Origin of the sequence: Clostridium tarantellae, assembly GCF_009295725.1 — a bacterium.
GTDB classification, from domain to species: domain Bacteria; phylum Bacillota; class Clostridia; order Clostridiales; family Clostridiaceae; genus Sarcina; species Sarcina tarantellae.
In genome coordinates this window covers 1-14,329 of sequence record NZ_WHJC01000065.1, presented here as the reverse complement: position 1 = coordinate 14,329, position 14,329 = coordinate 1, and the positions used below count along the sequence as shown (strand labels likewise).

The 14,329-nt window shown below is 26.3% G+C and carries 16 protein-coding genes; 8 read left to right on the top strand and 8 right to left on the bottom strand.

Annotated elements, in window-relative coordinates; translation table 11 throughout:
- Nucleotides 1-369: 369 nt before the first annotated feature.
- Nucleotides 370-1,983: a restriction endonuclease gene (locus GBZ86_RS06530; protein WP_152888911.1), complete on the top strand. Its 1,614-nt coding sequence runs from the start codon at nt 370-372 to the stop codon at nt 1,981-1,983.
- A 10-nt stretch (nt 1,984-1,993) separates the two neighbouring features.
- Here GBZ86_RS06530 and GBZ86_RS06525 read toward each other — a convergent pair whose 3' ends face one another.
- The gene (locus tag GBZ86_RS06525) at nt 1,994-3,154 is read right to left on the bottom strand and encodes a DNA cytosine methyltransferase (protein WP_152888909.1); all 1,161 of its coding nucleotides are present in this window, start codon (nt 3,152-3,154) and stop codon (nt 1,994-1,996) included.
- 193 nt (nt 3,155-3,347) lie between these two features.
- Between GBZ86_RS06525 and GBZ86_RS06520 the strand changes: the two genes are divergently transcribed.
- Complete coding sequence (locus tag GBZ86_RS06520) at nt 3,348-3,713, top strand: hypothetical protein (RefSeq protein ID WP_152888906.1); 366 nt, start codon at nt 3,348-3,350, stop codon at nt 3,711-3,713.
- Between the two features lie 60 nt (nt 3,714-3,773).
- Here GBZ86_RS06520 and rlmH read toward each other — a convergent pair whose 3' ends face one another.
- From rlmH to GBZ86_RS06485, 7 genes are all read right to left on the bottom strand, one after another.
- Nucleotides 3,774-4,253: a 23S rRNA (pseudouridine(1915)-N(3))-methyltransferase RlmH gene (rlmH, locus tag GBZ86_RS06515; RefSeq protein WP_152888903.1), complete on the bottom strand. Its 480-nt coding sequence runs from the start codon at nt 4,251-4,253 to the stop codon at nt 3,774-3,776.
- 152 nt (nt 4,254-4,405) lie between these two features.
- On the bottom strand, nt 4,406-5,047 hold the full coding sequence (locus tag GBZ86_RS06510) for a lactate utilization protein (protein ID WP_152888901.1): 642 nt from the start codon (nt 5,045-5,047) through the stop codon (nt 4,406-4,408).
- A gap of 117 nt (nt 5,048-5,164) precedes the next feature.
- A complete protein-coding gene (locus GBZ86_RS06505) occupies nt 5,165-5,662 on the bottom strand; it encodes an SEC-C metal-binding domain-containing protein (protein WP_152888900.1) in 498 nt (165 codons plus the stop codon).
- 99 nt (nt 5,663-5,761) lie between these two features.
- On the bottom strand, nt 5,762-5,920 hold the full coding sequence (locus GBZ86_RS06500; RefSeq protein WP_152888898.1) for a CxxH/CxxC protein: 159 nt from the start codon (nt 5,918-5,920) through the stop codon (nt 5,762-5,764).
- The gene (locus tag GBZ86_RS06495) at nt 5,901-6,455 is read right to left on the bottom strand and encodes a GerMN domain-containing protein (protein ID WP_234885124.1); all 555 of its coding nucleotides are present in this window, start codon (nt 6,453-6,455) and stop codon (nt 5,901-5,903) included. Before GBZ86_RS06495 ends, GBZ86_RS06500 begins: the two co-directional genes overlap by 20 nt.
- A 27-nt stretch (nt 6,456-6,482) precedes the next feature.
- Nucleotides 6,483-7,280, bottom strand: coding sequence for an MBL fold metallo-hydrolase (locus tag GBZ86_RS06490; RefSeq protein ID WP_152888896.1), 798 nt, complete (start codon nt 7,278-7,280; stop codon nt 6,483-6,485).
- A 17-nt stretch (nt 7,281-7,297) separates the two neighbouring features.
- Nucleotides 7,298-8,554 carry a UDP-N-acetylglucosamine 1-carboxyvinyltransferase gene (locus GBZ86_RS06485; RefSeq protein ID WP_152888894.1) on the bottom strand — a complete coding sequence of 419 codons (1,257 nt, stop codon included), beginning with the start codon at nt 8,552-8,554 and terminating at the stop codon, nt 7,298-7,300.
- 377 nt (nt 8,555-8,931) lie between these two features.
- Here GBZ86_RS06485 and GBZ86_RS06480 point away from each other — a divergent pair, with 377 nt between their 5' ends.
- From GBZ86_RS06480 to GBZ86_RS06455, 6 genes are all read left to right on the top strand, one after another.
- A complete protein-coding gene (locus GBZ86_RS06480; protein WP_152888892.1) occupies nt 8,932-9,480 on the top strand; it encodes a hypothetical protein in 549 nt (182 codons plus the stop codon).
- 194 nt (nt 9,481-9,674) lie between these two features.
- Nucleotides 9,675-10,151, top strand: a complete 477-nt coding sequence (locus GBZ86_RS06475) for a dUTP diphosphatase (RefSeq protein ID WP_152888890.1) — start codon at nt 9,675-9,677, stop codon at nt 10,149-10,151.
- Nucleotides 10,152-10,251: 100 nt separating this feature from the next.
- Nucleotides 10,252-10,686, top strand: coding sequence for a DMT family transporter (locus GBZ86_RS06470; protein WP_152888888.1), 435 nt, complete (start codon nt 10,252-10,254; stop codon nt 10,684-10,686).
- 158 nt (nt 10,687-10,844) lie between these two features.
- A complete protein-coding gene (locus tag GBZ86_RS06465; protein WP_152888886.1) occupies nt 10,845-12,041 on the top strand; it encodes a S8 family serine peptidase in 1,197 nt (398 codons plus the stop codon).
- 389 nt (nt 12,042-12,430) lie between these two features.
- The gene (locus tag GBZ86_RS06460; protein ID WP_152888884.1) at nt 12,431-13,429 is read left to right on the top strand and encodes a DnaD domain protein; all 999 of its coding nucleotides are present in this window, start codon (nt 12,431-12,433) and stop codon (nt 13,427-13,429) included.
- A partial coding sequence (locus GBZ86_RS06455) for an ATP-binding protein (RefSeq protein ID WP_152888882.1) occupies nt 13,429-14,329 on the top strand: 901 nt, incomplete at its 3' end. The genes GBZ86_RS06460 and GBZ86_RS06455, both read left to right, overlap by 1 nt.

Genomic DNA, 14,329 nt, shown 5'->3' with positions numbered 1-14,329 from the left:
GTCCTTACAAAGAAGAGTTTATGAATATATTAAATAATATAGGTGCCTTAAAGGCTCTGCCGTGATATGAAAAATATATAATTTAATATCGAAAAATAAGGAATTTCCGCAAGTCCGTAGGGATACTCTGACCTTTTTAGATATATAAAATAAAATTTATAAATTTTCTATGCTAAAATAAAAATTCTTTTAAAAAATAAACACCAAACCATATATTTAGATATTTTTATCTTCTAAAAAATAGTTTGGTGAATAATTCGGGTATATTTATATACTAATTATAATACATCTAAAATATTATCAATAGTTTGCTTAACTATTGATAAATAAGCTATAATTTAACTATCAATTTAATTGAGAGGTAATTCTATGAATGAGAGTAATTTAAGAAAAATCTGGTTTATAACTAGACCAGAAAGAGACCCTTCGTTTCATGAGGAAGCATTAAAAGCTTTATTTAAATCTACTAATAACTTTACTATTAAGTGGGCTGGAAATAGACAAGCTCACAAAGATTATGAGCAAGCATTGATTGATATAGGTATAAAAAGAAACTCTATTAGTGATAGTGGTTCAGGTGGTAGAACTTGGGCTAGCCTATTAAAAACATTCTCCTATTGCTATACTGATACAAATGGATTCCTAATTCCAACAAAAGTATCTAATGAAATATTAAATGGTAATAATATATTTGAAAATATAAAAAAGCAAATTCTAACTTTACAAATTCCTAATTCATATTTTCTTGAAAAAGGATTTAAACCTAAATATGATTCAAATTTTGCAATCTTACCTGTAAGATTTCTAATAAAATTATGTATTAATTCACAATTGTCATATCATTTAACCAAAGAAGAAATTACATTTATAGTTATGACTGCTCAACGAGAAACAGATTTAGAAAACATAGTATCTAAAGTTCAGTCATTTAGAAATATGTCTACAGAAGATAAAAATGATTATAAGACTATGGTTTCAAGTGAATACGAGCATAGAGAACGTTCTGATAAAGGTTCTAGAGATTTTTATGCAGCTCATTCAGATGTAGCTCATACATTTATGCTTATAGCTGAATATACTGGACTAGTTCAATATGATAGAGGTATAAATGCAAAAATATCCGTTCCATTATATAATCTTTCGAGTGTTATTTCAGATTTAGAATATTATGACACCCGTTATCCATTTAATAATAGATATTTGTTTTCATTAGAAAGAATGGCTGAAGTTAATGGATTAGATATTAATTCTTACAAAGCTAGCAGATATGGCGATATAAAGCCAGCTACAAACTCTTATAAAAAGTTAAAAAAAGCAGAGAAGCTATTAAACCAATATCCTAACCCATCAACTTTATCTAATGATAAAATTATAGAAATATTATCATCATCATCTTTTTCTATTGCTGAATCAAAAAAGATATCTGAATATATTAAATCTAATACTATAATGGAAACTTTAGATGAGAACTTTGTAAACGGAGTGCTAAACGAACCAAATAATTTAGAATTCGAAAAAAAGATAGGTCGAATATTAGAACAACTAGGCTTTGATGTTTTAATGCATCCCAAAGTTGATGGTGAAAGAACTGAAATAGATATATTATTAAAATATAATGATAATCTCTGTGGCATAATAGATGCTAAAAATTATAAAGAAAAGTTTACATTATCATCTTCACTAGCATCTCACATGATATCAGAATATATATCTAATTATATTAATTACGATAATTATGATTTGAAATTCTTCGGGTATGTGACTTGTAGTGATATTGGTGGTATATCTAATATTTCAAAAATATCTGCTAAATCATCTAATAATGAGATTCTTGGCATTATGATTAATGCAAAAACTTTATTGTCACTTTTAGACTATTGTATATCTAACGATATTCCTCCACAAAATAGGGTAGAATTATTTTTAAAGTTAATCGATAATAGTAGTTATACTTCTTTTACTCAAATATTAGATAAAATATAAAGGATATTACTTATGTAATATCCTTTATATCATCAATATTCCATTTAGCTGGTACTGAATCATATTCTATTCCTGCAAAAGTGTTAAGAATTGCTTTAATAATAATATTAGCTCCCATTGGAGGAACTGCCATTCCTATTTGTCTTCTTACATCTTCTTTGCCACCTTCAAATATATAGCTATCAGGGAAGGTTTGAAGTCTTGCTCTCTCCCTATTCGTTAATGCCCTAGGAATATCATAATGATACATATGTGTACCACCACCACCACTTCCAGTTACAGTATAAGCAGGTAAATTAGGATTCAATCTTTTATAAATATTACTCAATTTAGCACCTTTTACTTTTAACCTTAATTCTTCTGGTATACCTTCATACCAAGCATTTTCACCTGGTGGAATAGCCTCTAACCTTCTTACTGTACTTATCGGATGTTTTGTAAGCTCATTGTTATGTAAAGAATTTTCAACATTACCTTCTAGTTCATAATTTCCATTCTCAAATACATATTTAGAAGTTCTATACTCGTTTTTATTTGGAGTTATTGGTGCTGGAACATTAAATGTTAATCCTAAATCTCTTCTTATTCCTACTATTATTATTCTATGTCTAGCTTGTGGAACACCATATTCCTCAAATTTATAGTAGTGAGGAACTATATTATATCCTCCGTACTCATTAAGATTTTCATTAGATAAGTCTTGTAATATTTTAGTGAATGCATTTCCATCATTAGCATTGCTTAATCCACCAACATTTTCTGCTAAAAACCATTGTGGACTATGATGTCTTAGGACATTTACTCCATATGTATATAATGGTCCAAACTCTCCATTAAAACCTTTTTTCTCACCTACATTGCTAAAGTCATTACACGGAAATCCAAATGTAAATGCATCTATAGGAGGTAATAATTCTATTCTTAATTCTCTTACATCTTTACATATTATTGAAGCATTAGTTTGCGATACCTTATTTTCATTATCTGTTATTACATCTTCACCAGACTCACATATATTTCTTGCAAAAGTTCTACATGCTGAATTATCATAATCATTTGCCCAAACATGTTGCACTCCATACTCTTCTCCATTTTCCATAAAAGAAGCCATTTTAGCACCTAATGCTAACCCTCCTGGCCCACAGAACAATTCTCCTTTTCTAAAAATCATACTATTAATCACCTCCTTAACCGATTATATCATACGCGTCAAAATATTGCTGCATTTTTAACAATATTTCTGGTTATTTTATTTATATATTCCTGAATAATTTTAAATCTATTCCCGCTATTCATATATTTACTTTTATTCTAATTTTATGTTATTATTATTCTGTAAATTTATAGAAAGGATGGTTTTTATTATGGCAACTACTGGAGATTTTTTTACTGTAGAATTACAAGATGTGCACTTAAATTGGGGAACTGTTAGTAGTGATGGTTTGAGAAATAGGCATCCTGATGAAGTATACATTCCAATTCATATGGATGTAGCTACACGTTTATGCTTATTTAATGATGGTACTGAATTTACTGTACATGGTCAAAACTTTAGAGTTAAAGCTACTGGTACTCAAGGTACTACTGCTGTATATGGAAAAAACTTGACTAGTGCTAATGGTTTACGACCTCTTGGTAGATATTTAAAAGGTGGTTTAAATGCTACCCCTGGTGATATAGTCCAAGTCGAATGGTTATCAGATACAGAAGTTGAAATATCATTAATTTAATATGTTAACGAGATTTATATAAAATCTCGTTAACATATTAAATTTCAGTAAAAACCTCATTTATTTATGATACGGTTCATTCTTCATAATTCTAAAAGCTCTATAAACCTGTTCTAAAAGCATAACTCTAAACAATTGATGTGGAAATGTCATTTTTGAAAAACATAGTTTATAATTTGCTCTTTTTAAAACTTCTTGAGATAAACCTAAACTTCCACCAATGATAAAAGTTATATTAGAATTACCCATCACTCCACAATTATCTATATATTGTGATAATTCTTCTGAAGTTAAGTGCTTACCTTTTAGATCCATAGCAATTACATGCATATTATCTTTTATTTTAGAAAGTATTAATTGCCCTTCTTTCTCTTTTATTTGTAATTCTTCTTTTTCTGAGGCATTATCTGGAGTCTTTTCATCTGGTAATTCTATTATTTCAAGCTTACAATATCTACTTAATCTTTTTGCATACTCATCTATAGCCTGCTTTAAATATTTTTCTTTTAATTTTCCTACTGAAATTAATGTTATATTCATTTTTTCCTCCGTTAACTTTATCTATTTATACTATGATATGTTAACATAATGATTTTACTCTTAATACTTTTTTTGAAAAAAATAAGACAAATATCAAGTATTTTTACTTAATATCTGTCTTATTATTTCCCCAAAAATTTAATTATTAAATTTTAATATCCTAATTCTTCATTTAGAAATATAACATGTATTCTATCTCCATCTTTTTGATTTTTTATTAAAGTATATTCACGACAAATTCTATCTTCACTGGTACAATCCATACAGTATCCTACTTTTGCACAGGGTGTTTTTTTATTTAATCTTTTTGCATTAGCTGGAGCAGATACTCTTCTGTTTCTTTCTATTGCTTCTTTTATGTTTTTAACTATTTTATTTACTCCAACAACTACTATAACCTTATCTGGTCCATATAGCATTGCTGCCACTCTATTTCCATTACCATCTACATTATAAAGATATCCATCTTCAGTTATAGCATTGGTACTTGTAAAATATGCATCACAAGAAAAAGCCTTTCTGTATATTTCTTTTATTTCTTCTGGAGTTAATCCCTCTTTATATCTATCTATAAAGTCATATCTGCCATTTCTTAGGTGTTCTATAACTTCTGTATCAAATAAGGTCATAGAGCCTCCACAAGCTACTTTAGAGCCTTTTAACACTATATCATCTATTTTTTGTTTTAATTCTTCTTTATTATCTACTAAATATCCTTTTATATTATTTTTTTCAAGAGCTTTTATTGTCCTACTTATTTTTTTTTCATTAACCCAATTCATGTTGTTGTCCAAATAAACCATCTCCCAAATAATATTTTTCTTGTATATTATATCACAACAAATTAACAAATTATTACTTTTCCATTATATAAAAAAGAAGATAGGATTATCCTACCTTCTTATCTTAAACTATTTTCCACAACATTTTTTGAATTTTTTTCCACTTCCACAAGTACAAGGATCATTTCTTCCTACTTTAACTTCATTAACAACTGTTTTTGAAGATTTGTATTTTGATTGAATCTCTTTTCTTTTTTCTGGTGAGAATATTGCATCCCATTGTGGTAAATTAAATAAGTAGTCTGCTTTAGCATCTAACATATTGAAATATAAATTTTCTAAATCTATATCAAATACTAATTCTGTATCAGCTTCTACCTTTTCTAAATCATATGGAGTTTTTAAACTATCATTTATTCCATCAACAAATCCCATGATGAACTCTGGAGTTGTTCCAAACTCTTTTGCTAATTCTGCTATTGTTGTTTTTTTAGCTTCTGTATGATTAGCTAATAATTTAGTATATATTCTGCTTTCTATATCGCTATACTCATCCCAAAAAGCAGCTTCACCTTTAACTTTTACATAATCTACAACCATGTCTGTCCATTGCTTATATAAACTCATTTTTCCTTCTCCTCTTTCCTTTTAAAAATCTTTGATAATATAACACAAACCTCTCTATACAAAATTATAATAAGTTAATAAGTTTTTTTCAATATTTTCCTATTTAATTTCATATTTAGATTCTTTTTTGCAATAATCACAGTTCCCTTCCTTATTCTCTATTAACTCTGGAAAAGTTCCATTATCATTAATAAATTCATCAATAGCTATATCTACATGCTGCTGACAGGATAAAATATTATTTCTTTCTAAGTCCATTCAAATCTTCCTTTCCAAAAGGTTTTGATATATCAAAATTTCCCCCTAAAGAATCTATCATTTGATTTTCTACAATAATATTTATCTTATTTACTGATGATAATTGAGTTATAGTAAGAAGTATACTTTCTAAGCATACCTTTTCTTTAGCTACACTCATCTTTATTACTGCATCTTTACTTAAGTTTATTATAGCTATATCATCCTTAATAGTAAATGAAATTAATTTTGTGTTTTTAGGAAGAATAGCTTTTGAACTTCCTTTTATATCTGGTCCTTGTATTAAGGATTGCATTAAATACTGTCCAATTAATTCTTCCCCATTTATAAACAAAGTCTGTTCTGCAACTTGTGGATTTTTTTCATTATTAGTTCCATCAAAGTATATCTTTGTTTTTATTTCACCAATTTCATCATTAATTATCATTTTTAATTTTTCATTGTTTTGTACTGAAAGTTCATCTTTCTTTATGCTATTACAAGATACTAACATTAAAGAAGTTACTATAGCTAAAATTACACCTTTTTTCATCATAAAATCCCCTTAACTAAAAAGTCTAATCTAAAATTTTATGTAACTACTTGGTTTATATCTATCCGCCATTCTCAAGTTTAAACCCTTTCCCACAGCTATTTTATTTTCATTTAGAACATTTAATACAGTAGTATACGCCAGCTCTGGAACATTATTTGTATTACTTAAATGTCCCAACACTATGTTTCTGCTTATTTTATCATTTATATTTAATATATCAACAATAGCTCTACCACAATCTTCATTACATAAATGCCCTATTTCACTTAATACTCTTCTCTTTAAATCATATGGGTAAGGTCCAAACTTTAACATTTCAACATCATGATTAGATTCTAATAACACCACTTGAGAGTCTTTTATGTTTCTTTTTATTTCTTCTGTAAAAGTACCTATATCTGTTACAATACTTGCACTTTTTCCATTTGAACTAAAAGTATAACCCATAGGTGCTATGGAATCATGTGGAGTATTAAAACAAACAATATCTAAATCTTTAATTGTAGTTACACTTCTTTTTTGAAGTACTTTTATATTTTTGTCTTTTATATTTCCCAGTGATTTTTCCATAGCTAACCATGTAGCTTCATTAGCATATATGGGAATATCTAATTTTCTTGATATTATTCCAGCCCCTTTTATATGATCACTATGCTCATGGGTGATAAATATTGCATCTATTTCCTTAGGATTTTCATCAATAGTTTGTAACGCTTCTATTATTTTTTTTCCTGATAAACCTGCATCAACTAATACTTTTGTATTATCAGAAGATACAAATATACTATTACCACTACTACCACTAAATAACGAGCAAAATATCATGAAATTTCCCCCAATTTTTATTCTTCTCTTCTTATATCTGCACCTAGTGCTCTAAATTTATCTTCTATATGAGGATATCCTCTATCAATATGTTCTATATTGCTTATTTCTGTTATTCCTTCAGCTGTTAATCCTGCTATTACCATAGCTGCTCCTGCTCTTAAATCCGTTGCTTTTACCGCAGCACCAACTAATTTTTCGTTTCCTTCAATAATAGCTGTTCTTCCTTCAACTTTTATATCTGCTTTCATTTTCTTTAATTCATCAACATGTTTATGTCTATTTTCCCATATTGTTTCAACTATCATACTTTTTCCTATAACACTACTTAATAATGCACACATAGGTTGTTGAACATCAGTTGGAAAACCTGGATATGGAGCAGTCTTTATATTTACACCTTTTAAGTCTCCATCAACATAAACTCTTACTGATTCATCACCTTCTTCTATACAAGCACCCATCTCTAAAAGTTTAGCACTAATTGATTCTAAATGCTTCGGAATTACATTCTGTAAAGTAACATCACCTTTTGTTGCTGCAGCTGCAATCATAAATGTACCTGCTTCTATTTGATCTGGAACTACACTATAATTACAACCTTTTAGTTCCTTAACACCTTTAATTCTTATAATATCAGTTCCAGCACCTTTTATATTAGCTCCCATAGAGTTTAAGAAATTAGCTACATCCACTACATGTGGTTCTCTAGCTACATTCTCTAAAACAGTTTTTCCTTCTGCTAGAGTTGCAGCTATCATAAGGTTTATAGTAGCTCCTACACTAACAACGTCAAAGAAAATATTAGCTCCTACTAATTTTTCTGCAAATATTTTTACAGCACCATGTTCAATAACTACTTTTGCACCTAAAGCTTCAAATCCTTTAATATGTTGATCAATAGGTCTTACACCTATAGGGCACCCTCCTGGCAATTCTACTCTAGCCTCTTTAAAACGTGCTAATAAAGCCCCTATAAAATAATAAGAAGCTCTCATTCTCCTTACATCATCTGTGCAAGCATCCACTGTTATTATATTAGTTGCATCTATACTTAAAGTATTACTCTCTGTCTTTTCAACTACACAACCTAAACTTTTAAGAATTCTTTCTAAGCAATGAACATCTTCTATGTCAGGTATATTATCTATTACACATTTACCACTACTAGCTAATATAGCCGCTGGTAATATAGCTACTGCTGCATTTTTAGCTCCATTTATGTCCACAGCACCTTTTAAGGCATTTCCGCCCCTTATAATTAACTTTTCCATCCACTTCACCCTTGCTATTTTAATTTATATATATAAAACTCGCCATTTTTTTAATTTTTATTCCAATTTATATCCATATTATGTTTTTATAATTAATTTTCTATAATTAACTTAAAATTTCTATGTAATTTATTAAAAATACTTATTAACAATTATTACTCATAATTTTCATTATATCATAATAAGCTAATAATTAAAGTTTTTTTTTATGTAAATGCTTGAATATTATAAAGTATTCTTCAGCATTTCTCAACACTTAAGCATCCATATTTTTTCAATATCATATTCTTTTTATTTTTGTAATATGTTATAATTTATAAAAAAGTTTTGTTTAACTATATTTGGAAAATATTTTAATAGTTAAGAGAGGATTTAAAATGAAATACTATATAGTGGCTTTGTTTGATTTGGATTCTTATAAAAACATCGAGCCAGTTCAAAGGAATTTATTAAGAAGATATAAATTACCCAAAAATCAATTAACCTTACATATTCCTTTAGAAACTGTAGATAATCCAAATTTAGAAAAACTAGATGAAATAATATTAAAAATGATTAAACCATATAAAAAGTTTAAAGTTGAACTTACAGGTAATATATCTTATGGAGAATCTTTTAATAGATTTGTTAAACTTAATATAGAAAATAAAGGATATATAAAAAAGATTCATCGTTCTTTAAATGATATGCTTAAACTCCACGGATTTAATATAAAAGAAACTGTAGATAGCCCCTTATTTATTCCTATTTGCCATATTAACAACAATTTTAAAGACCCTAAAAAAAATTGTTTAACTCCAACTACTATTCCTGTAAAGCCAACTCTTAGACGTAATTCTTTAAAAATTTGTAAAATTGAACTTTGGAAATTATCTAATAATAGAAGAGAAACTATAGTTAAATCTTACGAACTTAAAAATTATTAATAAAAAGGCTATACATAAAAATGTATAGTCTTTTTTTGATTTACATAAAATAACTAAAGTTAAAATATGTAAAATTTGCATTTAAAATTCATATTTTTTGTTTTTGTATTCGTTTTCTAGGCTTTTCAAGTATAAAAAGTTTTTGTAAAATGTGATTATAAGCATTAAGCTTAAGAAGATAGGGGGATATACTCATGGATCTAGATAAATTTTTCTTTCACCAAGAACAATTAAACAAACAGCTTTTAATTGATAAAAGTCTAAACAACTATAAAGTAACAGCTAGAAAACATTTAGCTCTACAAGTTAGACTTAGCGAATTAGCTAATGAAACCAAATGTTTTGTTTATTGGAATCAAAATGATATAAAAATATCTAAACAAATAGTTCTAGAAAAATACATTGAATGTTTAAGTCATATTTTAACTATAGGAATAGATAAAAATTATAATTTGTGCTATTCCATAAAAATTAAACCAAATGATTACTGTTTAAGTGATCAATTTTTAAATTTACTTATAGACATAAATGATTTAATAATATCTCCATCTGTAGATCATTATAATACACTTTTTGAAGATTTTTTAAGTCTTGGAATAACTTTAGGTTTTTCAACTAATAAACTTGAAGAAATATTCTTTTCAAAAGATTTATGTAAAATTGCATTGTAAAAATTCAAAAAATTCTAAAAGTTATGTTAAATACTTATAAATTATTAGTATACAACATAACTTTTTTATTTTACGCACATAATACTTTTGAGGTGATTTTATGCTTGGTATTATAATTGCTATTATTTCTGGTGCCGCTATGAGTATTCAAGGCGTTTTTAATACTAGATTATCTGATAAAATAGGCCTTTGGCAAACTAATGTCATTGTTCAAGGCACTGCTTTTCTTTGTACTTTAATACTACTATTTACTCTTGGCAAAAATGGAAATTGGCAAGAAATTAAATCTGTAAATAAATTATACCTATTAGGCGGATTATTAGGGGTTATTATAACCTATACAGTAATGAAAACTGTTAGTTCCATAGGTCCTACTTGTGGTATATCAATAATTTTAGTTTCTCAATTATTAACAGCAGCTATAATAGATGCTTTTGGTTTATTTAATACTAATAAAATCAAATTTTCACTTAATGAATTTTTAGGTTTAGCTATTATGATAATTGGTATAATAATTTTTAAATGCAAAAAATAATTATATAAATAAAAACTTGCTTAATATAATTAATTAAAAAGTAGTAAGCAAGTTTTTATTTATACAATTTCTAAAATAATATATTAAATTTATCCTAATATCAAAATTAAATATTTTTTCATATAATATACATGATAAATAATTTAGGAGTCTTTAATATGTTTTCTCTAAAAAATAAATTAGATAAAAATTTAAAAACATGTTTAGATAAATCTTATTATAATTCTTATAGAGTACTTATAAAATGCAAAAAATTTTTTGATGATATAGAAAAAAAAATTCCAACCTTAAAGGGTAATATAATTAGAAGCATTGATTCTATTGACATCATCTGTGCAAATCTAAATTCAAAAGCTATCTATAGATTAATAGAATACCCTGAAGTTAAATATATCTGTTTTGATGATTATGCTATTTTAAGTGGTCTTAGTATAAATACAGCTAATTGTGTAAACCTATCTAATGATTTTAAATATTCAGGTAATGGAATTAACATAGGACTTATAGATAGTGGTATTTATCCTCATAAAGATTTATTAACTCCCATTAATAAAATAAAAAAATTTGTAGATTTAATAAATAATCTTAATTTTCCTTATGATGATAATGGACATGGTACAGCATTAGCTGGAGTAATGTGTAGTAGTGGTATTTCTTCTAAGTCCATATATAAAGGTATTGCAACTAAAAGTATGCTTATTTGTTATAAAGCTTTTAATTCAGTAGGAAAAGCCTTTATTTCTGATATACTTTTTTCAATACAAAGCTTAATAAGAGATAAAGATTTCCCAGTAAATATTCTTTGTTTACCTTTTGAACTATTAAATAATGATTTTTTTATTATAGAATGTTTTGATAATATTTTTAAAATAGCAATAAAAAATAAAATAATTCCTATAATTCCAACAGGTAATAATTTGAACATAGAAAATTCTATAAGGGGATTAGCATTATCTGAAAATTGTATAGTTGTAGGAGGGTTAAATACTTGTAAATCCCCTTTTGAGCCATATATATATTCTTCATGCGGAAATAAAAATAATTTACACAAACCACATTTAGTTGCAGCTTGTGTAAATATAATGTGTTTAAATAGTAATATTTCTTATATTTCTGAAAAAAATGGTTTAAAATTATATCCACCTAAACTTGAAAAAGATTATATATCCTTTAATGGTACTTCAATAGCTTGTGCCTATGTATGTGGATCATGTGCTCTTTTATTAGAACATAATCCTAAACTTCAATTTAAAGATATTTGTTCTTTAATTAAAATAAGTTGTAATCCAATTGAAAATTATAATAAAAGTATGGTTGGAGAAGGCACTTTAGATTTATCAAAATTTATTCAATAATTTAATTAATTTTTTTAGATTTTCAGTATATCTAAGTTCAAAGTGTAAATGAGGATTTATACTTCTACTACTATTACTATTCTCCTCCTCAACTCTTTGAACTTTCTCTAACCATAACTAATATATACACATCTGTACAAAATTTAAATTAATTATATACTCTCAAATATTAAAATTAACATAATCAATTTAAATTGGTTATTAAAATACTATTCTTCCTTTATTTCATAATACTCATATTGTTTTTTTAAAAAACATATAAATTACTTTATTCTAAAATATACTTTAATTTTAAAATTCTCTAAAATTATCTTTGTTGTTATAAAAATCTCTCTTTGATATAATTAGAGTGCTTAATATAATTAATTTTAAGAAAGGTGGATTTAATAATGAGCACTTTTATGCTTAAAAACTCAGCCACTAATTTTACTCCTGTAAATAATATATTTATTGATAAATATATGACTAAAGCAAGAGGAGAATTTGTGAAAGTATACTTGTTAATGCTTAAATATAGCATTTCTGGTGAACTTGGAGTAAATTCTTCAATATTAGCTACAAAATTAAATCTTCTTGAATCAGATATTATGAATGCCTTAAATTATTGGAATGATGAAGGAGTTATAAAATTATTACCTATAGACAAAATGAATAATTTTAACATAGAATTTTTAGATCTATATCCAACTGATGATGAATCTACTTCAATAAAGGTTGATTTGCTATCAGCATTAAATGAAAATAATACTAAAGATATGCTAAAAGACATTGAAAAACTTATAGGAAGAACTTTATCACCTATGGAAATGTCATCTTATCTCTCTTGGCAAAACGAATATAATTTTTCATCTGAGCTAATACTCTTATTAATAGAATATTGTGCATCAAAAGGTAAGCGAGATTCTAGATACATAGAAAAAGTTGCTATTTCATGGTATGATTGTGGAATTACAAATATAGATGAAGCTCAAGCTTATATAACAAAAAATGAAGATAAATGGGTAAAAATAAAGAAAATACTAAATTATCTCGGAATAAAAAATCATGAAATAATGAAACCTCAAGAAGATATATTAGAAAAATGGTTATTTACTTTTAACTTTTCTTTAGAACTCATTTTTAAAGCTTGTGATATATGCTTTGAAAGACTTAATAGAGCAGATTTCAAGTACATAGATGGAATTCTTACTAAATGGCATAAAGATCAAATTAAAACATTACAAGATGTTGCTACAAAAGATATTAAAAAGCCTAATCAAATAGTTAGAAATACAAATGTTTCAAATAACTCCCACACCCCTCAAAAGGCTTTAAATTTTACTAATTATTCTCAAAGGGAGTATGATTATGATTTATTAGAAAAACAGTTATTAGGATGGGATGATTAATGATAAAAGGATATCAAAGTCAACTACTAGATATATATGAAAAAATTCGTACAGAAGAAAAGGAGAAATTTAAAAAAAGAGTAACAGAAATAAATAATAAATATCCTGAAATTTTAAATTTAGATAGAGAAATAGGAAAAGCTAGTGTTAATCTTTCTCTTGTAGCATTAAGAAAATCTAATAATAAAAATGAAGAAATTCAAATTTTAAGAAATAAAATTGAAAATATGAGAGCTCGAAAATATGAAATGCTTGTTGCAAGAGGTTATCCTCAGGAATACTTAAACTTACATTTTAGATGTACTAAATGTAAAGATACAGGATTTATAGGCATTTCTAAATGTAGTTGCTTTAAACAAAAATTAATAGAACTTTATTATAAAAATTCTGATATGGAAGAAGCTTTAAAACAAAATAATTTTAAAATGTTTAATGCTAACTATTATTCTAATTTTAAAAATCCAGGAGAAAAATTTTCTCCTAGAGAAAATATAGAAGTAACACTTGATAAAATAGCTAATGAATATCTTCCTAATTTTAAAAATATAAATAAAAATTTATTTTTTTATGGTAATTCAGGTACTGGTAAAACATTTTTATCTTGTTGTATTGCAAAAGAATTATTAGATAAAGGTTTTTTAGTTGTTTATAGAACCTCTGATGAACTAATTAGAAATTTAAGAGAAATACGTTTTGAAGGAAATAACTCCTTAGAAGATTTATTAATTAATTGTGATTTACTTGTTATAGATGATTTAGGAGCAGAACAAATTACTGATTTTTCTATAACTGAATTATTTACATTACTTAATAAAAAACTTCTTTTAAAGAAAAATATGATTATATCTAGTAATTTAGATATTAGAGAATTAAAATCTAGATATGCTGAAAGAATAACTT